We start from the raw sequence: 19,167 nt of genomic DNA on the forward strand, positions 1-19,167 counted from the left end.
CTTCACATTGTTTTAACAAATATAGTTTTTACAGGCAAATATCAAAACTTTAGGGTGAAATTATGTTTGGGGTTTGGGGTTTGGGGTTTGGGGTTTGGGGTTTGGGGTTTGGGGTTGGTGGTTGGTTGTTTGTTGTTTGTTGTTTGTGGTTCGTGGTTGGTGGTTTGGTGTGGGTTGCCATACGCCTGTTGTCTGTATTGACGCTAAAACAAAAAACCAGAAACAATGATAATACCCAGGTACAGGCACCTGGAAAATGGCATAGCGGCCTACCGAAAGTTTCCCGTAGATTTTGAAGTGAGGAGATCGTAAAATTTTATGTTGTTTGAGCCGCTACGACGGTTCTTTTAAAAACATAATCTTTAAAGGCGAGTTCATAAAATTTAAATCCCGAACGATAAAATCAGGGAAACTTTCGTAAGCCTAGACCTTTTTGTTTCTTTTTCCGGCGATGGGAAAAAGAAAAGGTAAAAAATTTAAATTCTACATTATGTCATTTCGAAGAAGTCCCGACTCTTAGGGACGACTGAGAAATCTCAACTATTTGACTCACTCAAAAGAGATTTCTCCCCGCGGTCGAAATGACATTGACGCTAAAACAAAAAACCAGAAACAATGATAATACCCAGGTACAGGCATCTGGAAAATGGCATAGCGGCCTACCGAAAGTTTCCCGTAGATTTTGAAGTGAGGAGATCGTAAAATTTTATGTTGTTTGAGCCGCTACGACGGTTCTTTTAAAAACATAATCTTTAAAGGCGAGTTCATAAAATTTAAATCCCGAACGATAAAATCAGGGAAACTTTCGTAAGCCTAGACCTTTTTGTTTCTTTTTCCGGCGATGGGAAAAAGAAAAGGTAAAAAATTTAAATTCTACATTATGTCATTTCGAAGGAGCATGGCGACTGAGAAATCTCAACTATTTGACTCACTCAAAAGAGATTTCTCCCCGCGGTCGAAATGACATTGACGCTAAAACAAAAAACCAGAAACAATGATAATACCCAGGTACAGGCATCTGGAAAATGGCATAGCGGCCTACCGAAAGTTTCCCGTAGATTTTGAAGTGAGGAGATCGTAAAATTTTATGTTGTTTGAGCCGCTACGACGGTTCTTTTAAAAACATAATCTTTAAAGGCGAGTTCATAAAATTTAAATCCCGAACGATAAAATCAGGGAAACTTTCGTAAGCCTAGACCTTTTTGTTTCTTTTTCCGGCGATGGGAAAAAGAAAGGTAAAAAATTTAAATTCTACATTATGTCATTTCGAAGGAGCATGGCGACTGAGAAATCTCAACTATTTGACTCACTCAAAAGAGATTTCTCCCCGCGGTCGAAATGACAAAATCTAAATTTGAACATTGAGACCCTGAAATAAAATTCAGGGTGACGAATGCTCCGCATATAGGCAGCGTCATATTCCCAAGCTTCGGAAGTTTAAGCGCCTCAACAGACAACTGATAACGCACATAAAACCTTTTGCTCATACTCCGACAGGCTCAGCATGGCAAAAAAGGAACTATAATTCTCAATTATCTATTGTCAATCATCAATTGATAATTTACTTCGTACTTTTGACCCCAGAACGGAAAACATACAACCGACAACAATACATGAATTATCTCTCAGTAGAAAACATAGCCAAATCCTATGGCGAGCGCCGACTTTTTGAAAATATAAGCTTCGGAATAAATAAGGATCAAAAAGTTGGTTTTGTCGCTAAGAACGGAACCGGAAAAACCAGTTTACTGAATATTCTGGCAGGAACCGATACTCCTGATGACGGGCAGGTGATCTACCGGAATGATATTCGGGTTGCTTTCCTTTCCCAGGAACCAGATCTGGATCCTGATCTTACTATTGAACAAAGTATTTTTTCCAGCGAAAATCCAACGCTCAAAATTGTAGAACAATATGAGAAAGCCATCCAGAATCCGGAAGACGCTGATGCCTTGCAAAAGGCAATGGACGCTATGGAGGCTAATAATGCCTGGGATTTTGAAACGGAATTCAAACAGATACTCTTCAAATTAAATCTTGAAGATCTTCATGCGGTAGTGAAAAACCTTTCCGGCGGACAAAAGAAACGTCTGGCTTTAGCCAGAATGTTATTGAAAAAACCAGATTTTATAATTCTTGATGAACCTACCAACCACCTGGATCTTGATATGATCGAATGGCTGGAAGAATACTTTAAAAAAGAGGATTTTACCATTTTTATGGTGACTCACGACAGGTATTTCCTGGAGAGAGTTTGCAACGAGATCATTGAACTGGAAGATGGGAAGCTTTACACTTATAAAGGTAATTACTCTTATTATCTCGACAAGAAAGAAGAAAGACATCAGCTCGAAGCCACCAATACAGATAAGGCTCAGCAATTATACAAGAAAGAGCTTGACTGGATGCGCCGCCAGCCGAAAGCTCGTACCACGAAATCTAAGTCTCGAATTGAAGATTTTCACGAGATAAAGCATAGGGCGAGTCAGCGCAGGCAGGATCATAAAGTTCAGCTGGAACTAAATATGGAACGCCTGGGAAGTAAGATCGTTGAAATTCATAATATTTCGAAGGAGCTGGGAGGAAAAGAACTGATTAATCACTTCAGTTACACCTTTCAAAAAGGAGAGCGCCTTGGAATCATTGGAAAAAACGGAACTGGAAAATCTACATTTCTGAATATGCTTACCGGGAATCTTGAGCCGGATAAAGGTAAAATCGTGATTGGCGAAACGGTAAAATTCGGTTACTACACTCAGAAAGGTATAAAAATAAAACCCGGACAAAAGGTTATTGAGGTCATTAAAGAATTTGGAGATTATATTCCGTTAAAAAAAGGAAGACAAATTTCAGCTGAACAGCTTTTAGAGCGATTTCTTTTCAGCAGAAAGAAACAATACGATTTTGTAGAAAAGTTGAGCGGTGGAGAAAAGAAGCGGCTTTACCTGTGTACTGTTTTAATTCAGAATCCTAATTTTCTGATTCTCGATGAGCCTACTAACGATCTGGATGTTTTAACCCTAAATGTTCTGGAAAACTTTTTGCTGGATTTCCCCGGTTGCATTATTGTGGTTTCTCACGACCGTTATTTTATGGATAAGATCACCGATCACCTGTTTGTATTTCAGGGAAAAGGAGAAATACAGGATTTCCCCGGTAATTATACAGATTATAGAGAATATGAAGCTTCAAAACCTAAGGTCGAGAAATCTTCTTCAGAAGATTCTCAGTCTAAAAAAGAGAAAAAGGAATACAGTAAACTGGTAAAAGAGATCGCAAAACTGGAGAAGAAGAAAGAGAAAATTCAGCAAAGCTTCCTGGAAGAACTTAGCGCTGAAGAGGTTGCTGAAAGATCTAAAGACCTGAAAAAAGTTGAAGACGAGATCGAAACTAAAACCATGCGCTGGTTTGAATTGATGGAGAAGTTGGAGGGGTAGGCGTTCTTTCTCCATCAATTGATGAACGTTGGCCAGAACTTTCTTCAGTAGATAATTTCTTTATTTGTTGTTTAGTGTTTGTTGTTTATGGCTCATTGTATCTCGTTTAAAGATTTTAATTAGATTCATGGCAAAATTTGAAGATGGCTAAGATTAATAATTTTGAAGAACTAGAAGTATGGAAAATGGCAAGGACTATTTGTAAATCTGTGGAAAAACTTCTTAGAGAAACACCCTTAGGAAAAAACTATGCGCTCGCTAATCAAATGGAACGAAGTTCTGGTTCAATTATGGACAACATAGCAGAAGGTTTCGGGCGAGGTGGAAATGCTGAGTTTCACAATTTTCTAAGCTACTCAAAAGGATCAACTTCAGAATTGAAATCTCAATTTTATAGATCAATAGACAAGCAATTAATAGATGAATCTAGCTTCAACAAGCTGATAGATCAGTGTAACACTTTGGAAAACAAACTTGGTGCCTTTATGTACTATTTAAGAAAGTCTGACCTGAAGGGAATCAAGTTCAAAAAATCAGATCATAATTAAATATTTTCAAATTCAAACCATAAACTATAGACCACGAACGAACATCATCTCTTTCCACTCTCCACTAAGATCTAACTACCTTGTATTTCCAACTCAAATCCTATATAAACTTTCTCCTGAAAAGTCAAAACGAACACGGACTCCACTCCCCTTTTGTTTATGAGCTGGTAACCAAGTGTTTTTATGATACATCGGAACATTCGGAATATAAATTGATTAAAGATTACCGCAATGATCTTCTTCGGAATAAGGAAATTATTGAAGTAAAAGACTTTGGGGCGGGAAGCAGGGTTTTTAGTTCAAATCAAAGACCGGTGCATGCCATTGCGAAAAATGCCGGGATCACCCTATTTAGGGCGAAATTACTATCCAGAATCGTTAATTATTTAAAGATCGAGAATGCTCTGGAACTGGGAACTTCCTTAGGAATAGCTTCCGCAGCTATTGCAGCAAATAAATCCACAAAACTTACCACTATAGAAGGTTGCAATGAAACTGCAAAAATCGCCCGGCAACAATTTGAAAAATTTGATCTCAAAAATATTGACTTAAGAATTGACAAAATCGAAAATGTTCTTTCTGATCTCACTTCTAAACTCCGAACATCAAAAATCGGACAGAAAACTTCAGAGAAATTCGACCTTATTTATTTCGACGGCAATCACCAAAAACAGGCAACACTGGACTATTTCCGCACATTATTACCTTTTGCGCACAATGATTCTGTCTTTATATTTGATGACATCCACTGGTCTGCTGAAATGCAGGAAGCCTGGAAAGAAATTATCGAACATCCACAGGTTCGGGTTTCGATCGATACTTTTCAATGGGGCTTTATATTCTTCCGAAGGGAACAGGTGAAGGAGCATTTTACGATTAGGGTGTAACAAATTAGTTGAATCGCCGTCAAACAGGCGTAAATTAAAATCCATGAGTAAAGTAATCGAAATTCGTACGATCACCAGAGATTTTCCATTGGGGCAGGAAGTCGTAAAAGTCCTAAAAGGTATCGATCTGGATATTGAACGAGGTGAATATGTCGCGATCATGGGACCTTCAGGTTCCGGTAAATCTACTTTAATGAATCTTCTGGGCTGCCTGGATACTCCAACCTCCGGGTCTTATATTCTCAATGGAAAAGATGCAAGTCAAATGAGTGATGATGAACTTGCGGAAATTCGGAATAAAGAAATTGGATTCGTTTTCCAGACATTTAATTTACTTCCCAGAACTACCGCTTTAGATAACGTAGCTTTACCAATGGTCTATGCCGGAGCGACAAAATCTCAACGTAAAGAACGTGCTGAAGAAGTTCTTCGTAGCGTAGGACTTGGTGACCGAATGGATCATAAACCCAATCAACTTTCAGGAGGACAGAGACAACGTGTGGCGGTAGGTCGTGCGCTGGTCAATAAACCTTCCATTATCCTGGCAGATGAGCCAACTGGAAACCTGGATTCAAAAACTTCCGTAGAGATCATGAACCTTTTTGATGATATACATGCTGCAGGAAATACTGTAATCCTGGTTACTCACGAAGAAGAGATCGCCGAGCATGCACATCGGGTAATCCGCTTAAAAGATGGCAGAATAGAGACCGATGAACGCAAAAAAGTGCATACTCCTACAGTTTAGATCAGATTTTTCAGGTTTTTTGTAAATTAGATTTCTAAACAACTCTTATGATCGACCTTGATAGGGAAACCTGGCTATACCTACTTATTATTGTAGCTATTCTCGCATTTTTTATATGGAATTCCAACCGTAGTAAAAAAATCAAAAAAGAACGAAAGAACAGGAATTTCAGAAAACGTTATCTCGAACGTAAAAAGGAGCACAAATCTGATACTCTTTAATCTTTCTGAATGTTAAGCTATCCGCTTTATTTTTCTTAGCTACTCGAACTTCGTACTTTTATCCAGATAAAAATTTGCAATGAAAATATATACCAAGACCGGGGACAAGGGCTCCACTTCTCTATTTGGAGGAACCAGGGTTCCCAAGCATCATATACGTATTGAAAGCTACGGAACGGTAGACGAGTTAAATTCACACATAGGTCTTCTAAGAGATCAGCCAGTGAATGATAGTACCAAGCAGTTACTAATAGAAATACAGGACAGGTTATTTACCATTGGAGCGGTACTGGCTACAGATCCTGAAAAGGAAAAACTCAAAAATGGAAAGGATCGTTTGAATATTCCTAAAGTATCTGATGTTGATATTGAAAAACTGGAACATGCGATCGACGAGATGAATACCGAATTGCCCGAGATGACGCATTTTGTTTTACCTGGCGGACATCAAAGTGTGTCATTCTGTCACATAGCGCGTTGCGTTTGTAGAAGAGCCGAACGTATTTCTACCGCGTTATATGACATTGAACCATTTCAGGATCAGGTTTTGGTTTATTTGAACCGACTTTCAGACTACCTGTTTGTGCTGGCACGGATGTTGTCTCATTCCTTGCAAGCTGAAGAAATTCAATGGATTCCAAAAAAATCCTAAATCAATTAGATTTTCATCATATTCATTGTGAATAATGCAAATAATGATCGAAATCTTTACGTTCTTATCATTATTGAGTAAATAATAGATTTTTTTCTTGGCTATTAGAGCAAAAAAATTATTTTTGCCAAAATTTAAAACCCGATTAATCAATGTATTGGACTTTAGAATTAGCATCTTATTTAAGTGATGCACCCTGGCCGGCCACCAAAGACGAGTTAATAGACTACGCAATTAGAACAGGAGCACCGCTTGAAGTTGTCGAGAATTTACAGGCAATAGAAGACGAAGGTGATTCATATGATTCTATTGAAGAGATCTGGCCGGATTATCCAACAGATGAAGATTACCTCTGGAATGAGGATGAATATTAAAATATAACACGTAGAAATTAGGGAAAAGTCTCAATCATGAGGCTTTTTTTTTGCGTAAATTTGAACCCCTTAAATAAAAAAACCACTATGAGTTTTTTAAATACCGTATTAAAAGCTTTCGTTGGAGATAAATCCAAGAAAGACGTAAAAGCAATTCAACCCATTGTAGACAAGATCAAGGCACTTGAGTCAAAGTTCGAGGCATTGAGCCTGGATGAATTGCGTGCAAAAACAACTGAATTTAAAACTCAGATCTCTGATGCTACCAAAGAAGTTAGAGATAAGATAGAAGCGCTAAATAAAGAAGCTGATGAAATTGATGATATCACCCGCAAGGAAGATATCTATGCTGAAGTCGATGCTCTTAAAGATAAATCCTACGAGCTTTCTGAAGCAGTTCTCAACGATATCCTTCCCGAAGCTTTTGCAGTAGTGAAAGAAACAGCTAAGCGTTTCTGTAATAATCCGCAATTAAAGGTTCAGGCTTCTGCTTACGATAGAGAACTTTCCGCAGAAAAAGATTACGTAAATCTTGAAGGTGACTACGCCATTTGGAATAACTCCTGGGATGCAGCCGGCAAGCCGGTAACCTGGGATATGATTCACTATGACGTTCAGCTTATTGGTGGTGTGGCCATGCACCAGGGAAAAATTGCAGAGATGCATACCGGGGAAGGTAAAACCCTTGTAGCTACTTTGCCTGTTTACCTGAATGCACTTACCGGAAACGGAGTGCACCTGGTGACTGTAAACGACTATCTGGCGAAACGTGATAGCGCGTGGATGGCTCCTATCTTTCAGTTTCACGGTTTAAGTGTAGACTGTATCGATTATCACCGTCCAAACTCTGCCGCACGTAGAAAAGCTTATAATGCTGATGTTACCTACGGAACCAACAATGAATTCGGTTTTGATTATCTGAGGGATAATATGTCTCATGCTCCCGATGATCTGGTACAGCGCCCGCATAACTATGCGATCGTGGATGAGGTGGATTCAGTATTAATTGATGACGCTCGTACTCCATTGATCATTTCAGGTCCCGTACCTAAAGGAGATACGCATGAGTTTATGGAATTGAAGCCTGCGATCGCCAATATCGTGGAAGTTCAGCGTAAATATCTAGTAAAAGTACTAGCTGAAGCTAAGAAACTGATCAAGGTAGGTGACACCAAAGAAGGTGGTTTCCAACTATTGAGAGTATATCGTGGTCTTCCGAAGAACAAAGCATTGATCAAATTCCTGAGTGAAGAAGGTGTAAAGCAACTATTGCAGAAAACCGAGAATCACTACATGCAGGATAATAATCGTGAAATGCCGAAGGTTGATGCCGAGCTGTATTTTACGATCGAGGAAAAAAGCAACCAGATCGATCTTACCGATAAGGGGATTGAGTTTCTTTCCGGAGAAAATGATCCTGACTTTTTTGTGATGCCTGAAATTGGAATGGAGATCGCAAAAATTGAAAAAGAAGGTCTTTCTGCCGAAGAAGAAGCTGAAAAGAAAGAAGAACTATTCAGAGAATATTCAGTAAAAAGTGAACGTATTCATACGCTTCGCCAGTTATTGAAATCATATACCCTGTTCGAAAAAGATACAGAATATGTAGTGATGGATAACAAGGTGAAGATCGTGGATGAGCAAACCGGTCGTATCATGGATGGTCGTCGTTATAGTGACGGACTCCACCAGGCGATCGAAGCTAAGGAAAATGTAAAGATCGAAGATGCAACACAGACCTTTGCTACAGTAACCCTTCAGAATTACTTTAGAATGTACCGTAAACTTTCGGGGATGACTGGTACTGCTGTAACTGAGGCTGGTGAATTCTGGGAGATCTATGAACTTGATGTGGTGGAAATTCCAACCAACAGACCTATTGCCAGAAATGATAAAGAAGATTTGGTTTATAAGACCAAACGTGAAAAATATAATGCGGTGATTGATCATGTGACCGATCTTTCAAATGCGGGCAGACCGGTACTTATTGGTACTACTTCCGTAGAAATTTCGGAATTACTTAGCCGTATGCTGAAACTTCGAAATGTACCTCACAACGTACTGAACGCGAAACGTCACAAGCAGGAGGCAGATATTGTTGCTGAAGCTGGTAATGCGGGTATCGTAACGATCGCCACCAACATGGCCGGTCGTGGTACCGATATTAAATTGAGCAAGGAAGTGAAGGAAGCTGGCGGTCTGGCGATTGTTGGTACCGAGCGTCATGATTCAAGACGTGTGGACAGGCAGTTGCGTGGTCGTGCCGGTAGACAGGGTGACCCGGGTAGTTCACAGTTCTATGTGTCTCTTGAAGATAACCTGATGAGATTATTTGGTTCTGAGAGAATCGCCAAACTTATGGACCGTATGGGTCTGGAAGAAGGTGAAGTTATTCAGCATTCCATGATATCCAAGTCTATTGAGCGTGCACAGAAGAAAGTAGAGGAAAATAACTTCGGAGTTCGTAAGCGTTTGCTGGAGTATGATGATGTAATGAACGCACAGCGTGAGGTGATCTACAAACGTCGTTACCATGCTCTTTTTGGAGACAGGTTACGTGTGGATCTTGCCAATATGATCTTTGATATTTCTGAAAATATTGCTGAAACCAATAAAGGAGCTGAAGATTTTAAGAACTTTGAATTTGAACTGATCAGGAATTTCTCAATGAGTTCTCCTGTTTCTGAAGAAGAATTCAAGAAAATGATGCCTCAGAAGCTAGCTGGAGAGGTTTATAAGGCTGCATACTCACATTACGATACCAAGATGGCTCATAATGCTGAACGTGCATTCCCGGTCATCAAACAGGTTCATGAAGATGAACGAAATAACTTCGAGCGTATTTCTGTTCCTTTTACAGATGGCACAAAAACATTAAGCGTGGTTACTAATCTTCAGAAAGCTTATGAAACTGAAGGGAAACAGTTAATAAAAGATTTTGAGAAGAATATCACGCTCGCTATCATTGATGAAGCCTGGAAGACTCACTTAAGAAAAATGGATGAGTTAAAGCAAAGTGTTCAGTTAGCTGTACATGAGCAGAAGGATCCGTTGCTTATATACAAATTTGAAGCATTTGAGCTATTCAAAGCAATGCTGGAAACCGTGAACCGTGATGTGATGTCCTTCCTATTCAAGGGAGAGATTCCAACGGCGAGCGTTCCTAATATTCAGGAAGCAAGGCAGGTTCAGCAAAAAGAGAAAGTTGAAACCAAGAAGGAAGAGATCCCGAATATGGATGAACGTGCTGCTCAAAGTCGAGCGGTTGGTAATACTCAGCGTAAACCTGAGATCACTGAAACCATTACCAGAGACAGACCTAAAATTGGAAGAAACGATAAGGTTACTTTGAAGAACGTATTGAGTGGTGAAACAAAAGCCATGAAATTCAAACAAGCGATCCCATTGTTAGATAAAGGAGACTGGGTTCTTGTAGATGAATAGAACCTGATATTATAGATTTAAAAGCCTGAAGTTTTACTTCAGGCTTTTTTTATGCGTTTGCCGGACTGAGCTTTCCATAGTTAGTTTATCAAAGCAGCACAATTGAAACCACACTTCGACAGGCTCAGTGCTGCATACTGCTGATCAAGAATGTTTGCTTTTGATAGTGTTGCCATCTTGAGCCTGTCGAAAGCTGGATTATAACAATGCTATTGCCATCCTGAGCCTGTCGAAGGATGAGCAAAATATAGGATGTCTACATCAGAACCAAACATATAACACTTTCATGATCTCTAGCGGGAGCGTGTCGAAGACTAGAATAAAGTGAGCCCGCATAATTGAAACCGCACTTCGATAGGCTCAGTTCTACAAACTGCTGATCAAGAATGTTTGCTTTTGAAAGTATTGCCATCCTGAGCCTGTCGAAGGATGAGCAATCGCAGAAACCATATTCAAAATAGATTTATCCAGGCTTTCCGTATTGCGAATAGTTTCTTGAAAACTTCTGTAACTTATCCCAGTCTTTCAGAATTAAGGCAGTTTTCTTTTTCCTGCTCCATCCTTTCAATTTCTTTTCTAACCCTGAGGCAATATTGGGATCCGTAAATTGCTGCACCCACATTAATTCTACAGGTCTTCTGTTAAAGGTATATGCGCCACGGTATTTTCCTGAATGGTGTTGTAATAATCTTTCTTCCAGATTGGAGGTCATACCTAAATAAAAGGAGTGGTCATTACATTTTAATATGTATACATAATATAACTCCACGTTTATCTTTTCGCACTTCTACAGGTTCCATGCTGCAGACTATTTTCTAAAATTGAAAATAACACAAAACTGCTTACTTTTAAAAAATATAATTCTTAATGGATATTATGATATCTAAAACACCTGCCATAATGAGCTTTTTCATAGCTGCATTATTATAGACAGAACAAATGTAACCGCACTTCGACAGGCTCAGTGCTGCAAACTACTGACCAAGAAGAAATGGTCTTGAGCCTCACTTCGACAGGCTCAGTGCTACAAATTGCTGATTAAGAATAATTGCTTTTGAAAGTATTGCCATCCTGAGCCTGTCGAAGGATGAGCAAAATATAGGATATCTACATTAGGACCAAACATATAATACTTTCATGATCACTAGCGGGAGCATGACGAAGACTGGAATAAAGTGAGCCCGCACAATTGAAACCGCACTTCGACAGGCTCAGTGCTACAAACTGCTGACCAAGAAGAAATACTCTTGAGCCTCACTTGGACAGGCTCAGTGCTGCAGACTGCTAAAAAGGAATGTTTGCTTGTGAGGGTGTTACCCTGAGTCAATCGAAGGCTGGATTATAATAACGCTATTGCCATCCTGAGCCTGTCGAAGGATGAGCAAAATATAGAATATCTAAATCAGAACCAAACATATAACACCTTCATGATCACTAGCGGGAGCAGTCGAAGACTGGAACAAAGTGAGCCCGCACAATTGAAACCGCACTTCGACAGGCTCAGTGCTGCAGACTGCTAAAAAGGAATGTTTGCTTGTGAGAGTGTTACCCTGAGCCAATCGAAAGCTGGATTATAACAATGCTATTGCCATCCTGAGCCTGTCGAAGGATGAGCAAATAATATACTAGGCTTAATTAGAACCAAACATAAAACCCTTGCATAATAACCAGTATGAAGAGCTACTCCATAGTTGAATCTATCAAGAACATAACTAATTAAACCACACCTGGACAGTCTCAGTGCTGCAGACTGCTTACGAATATAGTTCCTGGAGAATTATCTGAAGTGATGTTTGAAAAGTGCCGCAATTTTTGAAAGAACACTCTCCAGCAGACGTTTCAGTAACCCCTTAATAGCAAGAGATTTTAAAAAGATTTCAAATTTCTACTAATATAATTTTTAGTAATTTTAACAAACAAATCATCAGTATGAAACGCTTTGCGATTGAAATAAAATGGGGAATAATCTTTAGTGTAGTATCCTTATTATGGATGTATCTGGAAAAGGCTTTGGGCTGGCATGATGAACTTATCGCCAAACATGCGATCTACACTAATTTCTTTGGAATTGTAGCGATCGTAATTTACGTATTGGCGTTGCTGGATAAAAGAAAGAATTTCTTTGAAGGCAAAATGAACTGGTCTCAGGGATTCATATCTGGAATTGTAGTAAGCATCGTCGTAGCCATCCTAACTCCGCTGGCACAGTATATCACACACACTTTTGTTACACCGGATTACTTTCCTAATATCATAGATCATGCTGTTGAAAGAGGCAGTATGACTCGTGAAGCTGCGGAAGAATATTTTAATCTTACTTCCTATATCCTTCAGTCGTTCTTCTTTGCGCTGGTCGTTGGAGTGGTGACCTCAGCCATTGTTGCACTTTTCGTTCGAAAAAAATAGTTTAATTAGCATACAGTTCCGAAGAGAGTCTTCTAAATTTTCAGCAGTAGATTAGGATCAGGACAATTCTGCAAATAATCTTCAAGCTCTTCTTTTCGAACCACCCCTGGATAATCTGCTAACTTGCCCTCCATATCTTTGATGACCTGAAAATGCAAATGTGGTGCATAATCACCATTTTCAGCATAATCTCCGAGTTCAGCAATTTTATCTCCTTTTTTGAATTGCATTCCTGTTTCCAAATTATCCAGTGAGGCGCGGGATAAGTGTCCGTACAAGGTGAAAAACGACTGACGATCAAAATGATGCTCTAAAATTATTGTAGGTCCATAATCACCAAAATTTGAGTTATCCTGAAAACTATGTACGTGACCATCCAGTGGAGCTATAATATCTGAATACGCAGGAACCCACACATCCAGTCCTATGTGAATGTTTCTATTCGAGCTCGAATGATTGAATAACTCGCTGCGATTATACAAAGTTCTTAGTTCATTGTAACCACCATACGCAGCTTTGGCCGATCGGTTTCTCAGATATTCATCTATAAAAACCGAAAAAGCGGCAGATGATGCCACTTCCAGTTTCAGCAGATCCCTGTTATTTTGTGAGAGATCAATATATTCATAATCTTCCTGTGCATAATCTCCACCTATCACCGGTGTGAATTCTGAAGTTAGACCTTTTATAAATTTGGAAAATTCTATCATTGCATTCAGCTTAGTAAGCCAAATGTAAGGGCTAACTCCTAATTTATCAATACATCGCTATAATTTGCCTTGATTGTGATATTACCGCTTCCGTCTTTCGATTTAAAGTAGCCTTTCAGCATCTCGTTATCATAAGACTTCGTGGATTTTAATTTCATCGTGGCAGGGTGCTTTATATTACTTTGCATTCCATTAAAACTAAAATTAAAAGCAGTCTCAGGCACATTGAGTTCCAGATCGCTATTTTCCAAACTGATATTCAGATCCTGAAATCCTGAACCAAGATTTTTAATTTCCAGCTTTCCAAAACTACCACTAAGTACCCCTGTTTTTTGAAGTTCATTGATCACCACATCGCTACTATTTGACTCTAGCTTGATACTCACCGCCTTGTCTATTGTACAGTTCTTCACAAATTCTGTTGAAAGCACTCCATAGTCCCAATGAGCGACTTTTACCGGTGTATACGCCGCTTTCACCCTAGTATTTTGTCCGGTGAGTCTATTGGCTGATAGCCGACTGTGAGACAGATCGGCTTTCAGGTTTTTAACTGTACTTCCAAGTTTTAACTCTCCATGACGAACGTTTAGTTCTAGTTTTGCATCCTTGGGAACCTTGATCCTGATGGTCTTCTGATTTTTAGATGAATTCCCGTCACTATTCCCAGCAAACATTTTTCCACCATTGGCTTCCATATTAGCTTCGAACTGTTTTCCAAAATTTTCACCCCAGGCTTCCATTTTCTTTCCGAATTTCTCACCCCATGCTTCCATATCTTTCTCGAAATCCTTGCCCCAGGCTTCCATCTTCACTTCATATTCTTTTTCCCATTCTTCAGAATTCTTCTCGACTTCGGCAGCCCACTTCTCCATTTTCGCCTCGTATTCCTTGCCAAACTTCTTGTCCATTTCAGACTCCCATTTTTCAAGGTATTTGTCCCCGTCTTTTTTATAAGCGCTATAATCGAATTTCATTTCCTCCATATCATTAGCAAAACCTTCCGGTAGCGGATTTTGCGCAATATTAGCCAGTAAAGGCCCCACAAGTTCATTCATCATAGGCTGCAGCATTTCCGGCAGCATAGACAAAGGCTCTTCAAGTCCTGAAAGGTCCAGGTCAAGATTCATGTTGATATTGGTGTTCCCACCTCCACTGGATTTGATCTTAACCCGGTCACCATTTTTGGAGGTCTTTACCTGCCAGTTTTCCAGCAGTTCTTTCGTAGCTTTTTTGTTACCGGAATTTCCGTTTAGATAGGCTTCCACAACAACCTCGTTCTTATCCCAGTTCTCTACAATGATATTGGTATACCTGGAATCCAGTTCCACGGTCACATTTGATGAAGTTTTATAGGAATTCTTCAGTTTGCTTGTTTGAGCAAATGATCCTGCTGTGATAAAGAGCAGCATCAATAAAATATATTTATGCTTGATAGTTTTCATTTTTAAGGTCTTTTGATTGTTCGATTTCATTTAATTTGTTCTTCAATTTCTTTAGAAGATCCAGTCTAAGCTGCAAGTTCGCGATCATAGCTTCTACTGTTTCCTCATTCAAACCAGTCTCTTGAACTTCCGCATTAAGCGCGATATATTCATCGTTCAGAGTTTCCAGTTTTCTCATAAATGCATCTATAAGTTCTTTGTTTCCAGGCGTCATGTCCAGTTTAGCCAGTTGTATATTCAAACTGGCCATATAATAATCTTCGATTTTCTTAAACTCAGGGGAGACATCGCTCAACCTATAGTCAGTACCGGGAACTTCTTCTTTTTCTACTTTTTCTTCGGAAGGAGTTTCCACTATCTGTGGTGAGTTCACTATTTCAGCTTCGTTATTGCTGAAGTATAAGAAAGCTCCCACAGCCAACGCGATCATAAGTCCTGCGGCTATCTGAAGAAAATAGAAATTGTTCTTCTTTTTCTCCATAGGCATAGCCTTATTCAATCGTTCTTCAAAACGTTGTTGGTGCCCTGACTGAAGCTTCTGTTCTTCCTGTTCCGGCTTCTCCTGAAACATCTTCCTAATATCCTGTCCCATGACTTAAGTATTTTAATTCTTCCTGCAATTTCTTTTTTCCTCTATGCACCAGAGTTCTGGATGCCACCTGGGTGATATCCAGGATTTCGCTTATTTCTTCATGATCGTATCCTTCCACCAAAAACAACATCAAAGGATACCTGTATTTTTCGGGCAGCTCCTGCATTTTCAATTTCACTTCTTCTATCCCGATCCCGTCATCCACCTGCCAGTCATTCTCTTCTTCTACGGTGCCAAGCGTTTGCTCATTTATGGCTACCAGTTCCATTTTTCTTGCCTTGAGTTTGTCCAGACATTTATTGATCACGATCTTCTTTAACCAGGCACCAAAAGTGACCTCGCCATTGAATTGATGTAACTTAGAGAAAGCTTTGATAAATGCTTCCTGCATGGCATCCTCGGCCTCCATCGTATCCTTCATAAATCTCAACGCCACATAGTACATCCCGTCACAATATTTGTTGTACAGCTTCAACTGGGCCCTACGGCTGTTGTTTTGGCAAGCTTCTATTAGCTTATGCTGTATCAATTTAATTGGTTTTTGATGGGTTAGTTCATTCTAAAGACGAACCATAAAAGTCCGCGTTGCAAAAATTCCGAAATTTATTTCACAATCGCTCTATATTCTTACATTTAAAGCGATTAGCGCAAGTAAACCTTATGGCAGGTTTATTGGATAGGTTATAATAAATGCTAGAAAATGAACTCTAAACTAAAAACAGGCTTGAGTATTGCCGGAGGATTGATCCTCGCTGGTTTACTTACAATGCTTATAATGAGATATACAACGAAAGCTCATAGCCCTGAAGATATTGCTAGCTATAAGCAGAATGGGATAGAACTGGAGGTCTTTTATAACAGGCCTTACAGGAAAGATCGCGAGATCTTCGGTAAACTTGTACCTTATGATGAAGTCTGGCGAACCGGTGCTAACGAAGCAACAACTTTTGAAACCACTTCAGATATCCTCGTGGATGGAAGTCTTTTGAAGGCTGGAAAATATACTCTCTGGAGCATCCCAAAGCAGAATAGCTGGAAAGTGATCTTTAACGATCAAATGTATCCATGGGGAATAGACATGGATAAGAAGGCTTATAGAGATCCACAATTCGATGCTCTGGTACTGGAGAGACCAGTTAAGAAATCTGCTGGAATTACCGAGCAATTCACTATTTCCTTTGAAGAAGCCGGCGACTTTATTTCCATGGAACTTGTCTGGGATCAGGTAAAAATAGAGATCTCTATAAAAAAAGAAGAGACGCCTACAGGCGCCTCAACTAATACTATTATATCTGGATGATATTATTCTTCGTCCAGCATCAGGTTTAGAGTAACATCAATATTATCTCTGGTTGCTCTAGAATAAGGACAAACTTCGTGAGCTTCATTTACGAGCTTTTCACCAGTTTCTACATCAACTGCCGGAATGTAGGTGTCCAGAATTGCAGATAGCTGAAGATTTCCAGAATCTGTCTGACCCAGTTTTACTGTAGCTGTTACACTATAATCTCCAAGATCGATCTTGTGCTGTTTTGCAACATGCTCCAGTGCACTACCATAACATGCGGAATATCCCGCTGCAAATAATTGTTCCGGGTTAGAATAGTCACCTCCATCACCACCAAGGCTTTTAGGTTTTCTCAATTCCATATCCAGTATACCATCTTCACTACGAGTGTGCCCGTTACGACCTCCCTGAGTAGTGACTGTAGTTTTATACAAATTCTTCATTGCGTAAAATAATTTAAGTAATTTAGTTTTCTCCAATATACCAAGCATTTAAAGATGCCTGAAAAAGCCAGTCATAATTTTCTCATAAATATTACCGCTTCATTTTGAACGAACATCAGCATAAGTCTGCGCTAAGCGAATCTCAAAGCAACAATTCCTCCGGAAATGTTAGTGCAGAATCTGCCCAAAGAATAAGAGATTCCCGCCGCAATAAATCTTCGGAAAAATCTTTACTGAAGGATTTACTGGACGGAAATAAAACTGCTTTGGGAAGAAGTATCACTCTGGTGGAAAGCAATCAACTGAAGCATAAGGAAATGGCTGAAGCGATCGTGGAAGGAGCATTGCCTCACGCCAAAAAATCGATTCGCGTTGGAATTACCGGAGTTCCCGGGGTTGGAAAAAGTACTTTCATCGAAAGTTTTGGTTCCTATCTTATAGAACAGGGTAAAAAGGTTGCTGTCCTAGCGGTAGATCCCAGTAGCTCCGTATCTCACGGAAGTATCCTGGGAGATAAAACCCGCATGGAGAAACTGGTCACTCAGAAAAATGCCTTTATTCGTCCTTCGCCAAGTGGCGATTCTTTAGGTGGTGTGGCTCGAAAGACCAGGGAGAGCATTCTGCTATGTGAAGCAGCAGGCTTTGATGTCATTCTTATTGAAACTGTTGGTGTTGGACAGAGTGAAACTACAGTTCATAGCATGACCGACTTCTTTTTACTTCTAAAACTGGCTGGTGCCGGTGATGAATTACAGGGAATCAAACGCGGCATCGTAGAAATGGCAGATGCCATCGTGATCAACAAAGCTGATGGCGAGAATCAGAAAGCTGCCCGTGAAGCAAGACTTGAATTTAAACGTGCGCTTCAACTTTACCCTCCAAAACCGAGCGAGTGGAAACCACAGGTACAGTTAATTAGTGCTTTATACGAAAAGGGTATTTCCGAAGTATGGGAAATGATCACTGAATTTAAAAATTCCACAGAACAAAACGGCCATTTCGAACACAACCGGCAGGAACAGAATAAGTTCTGGCTATTTCAGAGTATTAATGATCACCTGAAAAGTCGGTTCTATAATGATCCTAAAGTTAAAATAGAACTTGAAAAGCAACTCAGATTAATCGATGAAAATAAAACTACTGCTTTCACTGCCGCCAGGGCATTGCTGAAATTATCCTAGTCCTTCAGAAACTTCAGAAAAAGATATTTCCTTAGTACATGGAATAAGAGTCCAAAACATATTCCTATCAATATCCCGGTAACGACATCTCCCGGATAATGTACGCCCAGATAGATCCTGCTATACGAAACTACAAGTGCCCAGATACTCAACAAGAAAAGCATCTTAGGATACGCTCTTCGGAATAAAAGTCCGAGGAAAACAGCGACACCCGTCGAATTTGCGGCATGAGCAGAGAAATAACCGAACCTGCCACAACGTTCTGCAACATATCTTGCATATTCCATGACTCCTTCTTGTCGGCATGGTCTGGGCCTTTCAAATCCATGCTTAAATAAATTTGCAAGCTGATCTGTAGCCGTAATGAGCAGTGTTACTACCACCATCGTTAGCAGCGTGGCTTTCCAACCGAATTTTCGAAAAATCAAGTAGAGTAATAGCGCATATAATGGAATCGCCATCCATTTATCACTGATCGCGATCCAAAGCCAATCCCACTCTTCTGCCCCCAGGTTATTGAGATACAGAAAAAGTTCTTTGTCCAGGGCTACTAATTTCTCCATTTAGCTCTCTTCGTAACGGCTTACTTCGCGGTCATAAAATTCAGACGCATCTTTAATGATGCCTTCCATTTCACCAGATAATTCTTTTTCATCCTCTTTATCAAATTCTTCCAGCCATTCTACTTCGTCGTCTTTAAGATCGATGACAAAGCGTGGAAATTCGGTATGCACCACGAATATGGATTCAGGATAATCGGTATTATCACCTAATATGAACTTTGGTAATTCCAT

20 protein-coding genes are annotated in these 19,167 nt (G+C 39.7%); 12 read left to right on the forward strand and 8 right to left on the reverse strand.

Features of this window, described 5'->3' with window-relative positions; translation table 11 throughout:
• Positions 1-62: 62 nt before the first annotated feature.
• The 9 genes from T8I65_RS12145 to secA all read left to right on the forward strand — a co-directional run bounded on the left by T8I65_RS12145 (position 63) and on the right by secA (position 10,311).
• Positions 63-296: a hypothetical protein gene (locus T8I65_RS12145; RefSeq protein ID WP_322300855.1), complete on the forward strand. Its 234-nt coding sequence runs from the start codon at positions 63-65 to the stop codon at positions 294-296.
• A gap of 1,317 nt (positions 297-1,613) precedes the next feature.
• Entirely contained in the window at positions 1,614-3,437 is a 1,824-nt protein-coding gene (locus T8I65_RS12150; protein WP_322300856.1) for an ABC-F family ATP-binding cassette domain-containing protein, read from the forward strand.
• Between the two features lie 143 nt (positions 3,438-3,580).
• The gene (locus T8I65_RS12155; RefSeq protein WP_322300857.1) at positions 3,581-3,985 is read left to right on the forward strand and encodes a four helix bundle protein; all 405 of its coding nucleotides are present in this window, start codon (positions 3,581-3,583) and stop codon (positions 3,983-3,985) included.
• Positions 3,986-4,065: 80 nt separating this feature from the next.
• Positions 4,066-4,872 carry an O-methyltransferase gene (locus T8I65_RS12160; RefSeq protein ID WP_322300858.1) on the forward strand — a complete coding sequence of 269 codons (807 nt, stop codon included), beginning with the start codon at positions 4,066-4,068 and terminating at the stop codon, positions 4,870-4,872.
• A gap of 43 nt (positions 4,873-4,915) precedes the next feature.
• Positions 4,916-5,620: an ABC transporter ATP-binding protein gene (locus tag T8I65_RS12165; protein ID WP_322300859.1), complete on the forward strand. Its 705-nt coding sequence runs from the start codon at positions 4,916-4,918 to the stop codon at positions 5,618-5,620.
• 47 nt (positions 5,621-5,667) lie between these two features.
• On the forward strand, positions 5,668-5,841 hold the full coding sequence (locus T8I65_RS12170) for a hypothetical protein (protein ID WP_322300860.1): 174 nt from the start codon (positions 5,668-5,670) through the stop codon (positions 5,839-5,841).
• A gap of 79 nt (positions 5,842-5,920) precedes the next feature.
• A complete protein-coding gene (locus T8I65_RS12175; RefSeq protein ID WP_322300861.1) occupies positions 5,921-6,493 on the forward strand; it encodes a cob(I)yrinic acid a,c-diamide adenosyltransferase in 573 nt (190 codons plus the stop codon).
• 152 nt (positions 6,494-6,645) lie between these two features.
• Positions 6,646-6,867, forward strand: coding sequence for a DUF2795 domain-containing protein (locus tag T8I65_RS12180; RefSeq protein WP_008272287.1), 222 nt, complete (start codon positions 6,646-6,648; stop codon positions 6,865-6,867).
• A gap of 87 nt (positions 6,868-6,954) precedes the next feature.
• On the forward strand, positions 6,955-10,311 hold the full coding sequence (gene secA, locus T8I65_RS12185) for a preprotein translocase subunit SecA (protein WP_322300862.1): 3,357 nt from the start codon (positions 6,955-6,957) through the stop codon (positions 10,309-10,311).
• A gap of 463 nt (positions 10,312-10,774) precedes the next feature.
• Here secA and T8I65_RS12190 read toward each other — a convergent pair whose 3' ends face one another.
• Positions 10,775-11,080, reverse strand: coding sequence for a GIY-YIG nuclease family protein (locus T8I65_RS12190; protein WP_322300863.1), 306 nt, complete (start codon positions 11,078-11,080; stop codon positions 10,775-10,777).
• A 1,160-nt stretch (positions 11,081-12,240) separates the two neighbouring features.
• Here T8I65_RS12190 and T8I65_RS12195 point away from each other — a divergent pair.
• Positions 12,241-12,717: a DUF4199 domain-containing protein gene (locus T8I65_RS12195; protein ID WP_322300864.1), complete on the forward strand. Its 477-nt coding sequence runs from the start codon at positions 12,241-12,243 to the stop codon at positions 12,715-12,717.
• A 32-nt stretch (positions 12,718-12,749) separates the two neighbouring features.
• Here the strand turns inward: T8I65_RS12195 and T8I65_RS12200 are convergent, their stop codons facing one another.
• From T8I65_RS12200 to T8I65_RS12215, 4 genes are read right to left on the reverse strand one after another with little or no spacing between them, the layout of a single operon-like run.
• Complete coding sequence (locus T8I65_RS12200) at positions 12,750-13,427, reverse strand: peptidoglycan DD-metalloendopeptidase family protein (RefSeq protein WP_322300865.1); 678 nt, start codon at positions 13,425-13,427, stop codon at positions 12,750-12,752.
• Positions 13,428-13,465: 38 nt separating this feature from the next.
• Positions 13,466-14,869 carry a hypothetical protein gene (locus tag T8I65_RS12205; RefSeq protein ID WP_322300866.1) on the reverse strand — a complete coding sequence of 468 codons (1,404 nt, stop codon included), beginning with the start codon at positions 14,867-14,869 and terminating at the stop codon, positions 13,466-13,468.
• Entirely contained in the window at positions 14,850-15,461 is a 612-nt protein-coding gene (locus tag T8I65_RS12210) for a hypothetical protein (protein WP_322300867.1), read from the reverse strand. The genes T8I65_RS12205 and T8I65_RS12210 overlap by 20 nt, the downstream gene beginning before the upstream one ends.
• Entirely contained in the window at positions 15,445-15,990 is a 546-nt protein-coding gene (locus tag T8I65_RS12215; RefSeq protein ID WP_322300868.1) for a sigma-70 family RNA polymerase sigma factor, read from the reverse strand. Before T8I65_RS12215 ends, T8I65_RS12210 begins: the two co-directional genes overlap by 17 nt.
• Before the next feature lie 171 nt (positions 15,991-16,161).
• On the opposite strand from T8I65_RS12215, the gene T8I65_RS12220 reads away from it, so the two are divergent.
• Positions 16,162-16,761: a DUF2911 domain-containing protein gene (locus T8I65_RS12220; RefSeq protein WP_322300869.1), complete on the forward strand. Its 600-nt coding sequence runs from the start codon at positions 16,162-16,164 to the stop codon at positions 16,759-16,761.
• A 2-nt stretch (positions 16,762-16,763) separates the two neighbouring features.
• Here T8I65_RS12220 and T8I65_RS12225 read toward each other — a convergent pair whose 3' ends face one another.
• Positions 16,764-17,192 carry an organic hydroperoxide resistance protein gene (locus T8I65_RS12225; protein ID WP_322300870.1) on the reverse strand — a complete coding sequence of 143 codons (429 nt, stop codon included), beginning with the start codon at positions 17,190-17,192 and terminating at the stop codon, positions 16,764-16,766.
• Between the two features lie 104 nt (positions 17,193-17,296).
• Between T8I65_RS12225 and meaB the strand changes: the two genes are divergently transcribed.
• Positions 17,297-18,373: a methylmalonyl Co-A mutase-associated GTPase MeaB gene (gene meaB, locus T8I65_RS12230; RefSeq protein ID WP_322300871.1), complete on the forward strand. Its 1,077-nt coding sequence runs from the start codon at positions 17,297-17,299 to the stop codon at positions 18,371-18,373.
• Here the strand turns inward: meaB and T8I65_RS12235 are convergent.
• Complete coding sequence (locus T8I65_RS12235) at positions 18,370-18,936, reverse strand: phosphatase PAP2 family protein (RefSeq protein WP_322300872.1); 567 nt, start codon at positions 18,934-18,936, stop codon at positions 18,370-18,372. The genes meaB and T8I65_RS12235 overlap by 4 nt on opposite strands.
• A complete protein-coding gene (locus tag T8I65_RS12240; RefSeq protein ID WP_298247568.1) occupies positions 18,937-19,167 on the reverse strand; it encodes a hypothetical protein in 231 nt (76 codons plus the stop codon). It abuts the gene before it with no gap.

This window comes from Christiangramia sp. OXR-203, assembly GCF_034372165.1.
GTDB lineage: Bacteria > Bacteroidota > Bacteroidia > Flavobacteriales > Flavobacteriaceae > Christiangramia.

Excerpts from the sequence above, each read along its gene's own strand:
- T8I65_RS12145 (WP_322300855.1), top strand. The coding sequence starts at position 63 with ATGTTTGGGGTTTGGGGTTTGGGGTTTGGGGTTTGGGGTTTGGGGTTT.
- T8I65_RS12150 (WP_322300856.1), top strand. The coding sequence starts at position 1,614 with ATGAATTATCTCTCAGTAGAAAACATAGCCAAATCCTATGGCGAGCGC.
- T8I65_RS12155 (WP_322300857.1), top strand. The coding sequence starts at position 3,581 with ATGGCTAAGATTAATAATTTTGAAGAACTAGAAGTATGGAAAATGGCA.
- T8I65_RS12165 (WP_322300859.1), top strand. The coding sequence starts at position 4,916 with ATGAGTAAAGTAATCGAAATTCGTACGATCACCAGAGATTTTCCATTG.
- T8I65_RS12170 (WP_322300860.1), top strand. The coding sequence starts at position 5,668 with ATGATCGACCTTGATAGGGAAACCTGGCTATACCTACTTATTATTGTA.
- T8I65_RS12175 (WP_322300861.1), top strand. The coding sequence starts at position 5,921 with ATGAAAATATATACCAAGACCGGGGACAAGGGCTCCACTTCTCTATTT.
- T8I65_RS12180 (WP_008272287.1), top strand. The coding sequence starts at position 6,646 with ATGTATTGGACTTTAGAATTAGCATCTTATTTAAGTGATGCACCCTGG.
- secA (WP_322300862.1), top strand. The coding sequence starts at position 6,955 with ATGAGTTTTTTAAATACCGTATTAAAAGCTTTCGTTGGAGATAAATCC.
- T8I65_RS12195 (WP_322300864.1), top strand. The coding sequence starts at position 12,241 with ATGAAACGCTTTGCGATTGAAATAAAATGGGGAATAATCTTTAGTGTA.
- T8I65_RS12200 (WP_322300865.1), bottom strand. The coding sequence starts at position 13,427 with ATGATAGAATTTTCCAAATTTATAAAAGGTCTAACTTCAGAATTCACA.
- T8I65_RS12205 (WP_322300866.1), bottom strand. The coding sequence starts at position 14,869 with ATGAAAACTATCAAGCATAAATATATTTTATTGATGCTGCTCTTTATC.
- T8I65_RS12210 (WP_322300867.1), bottom strand. The coding sequence starts at position 15,461 with ATGGGACAGGATATTAGGAAGATGTTTCAGGAGAAGCCGGAACAGGAA.
- T8I65_RS12220 (WP_322300869.1), top strand. The coding sequence starts at position 16,162 with ATGAACTCTAAACTAAAAACAGGCTTGAGTATTGCCGGAGGATTGATC.
- T8I65_RS12225 (WP_322300870.1), bottom strand. The coding sequence starts at position 17,192 with ATGAAGAATTTGTATAAAACTACAGTCACTACTCAGGGAGGTCGTAAC.
- T8I65_RS12235 (WP_322300872.1), bottom strand. The coding sequence starts at position 18,936 with ATGGAGAAATTAGTAGCCCTGGACAAAGAACTTTTTCTGTATCTCAAT.
- T8I65_RS12240 (WP_298247568.1), bottom strand. The coding sequence starts at position 19,167 with ATGGAATTACCAAAGTTCATATTAGGTGATAATACCGATTATCCTGAA.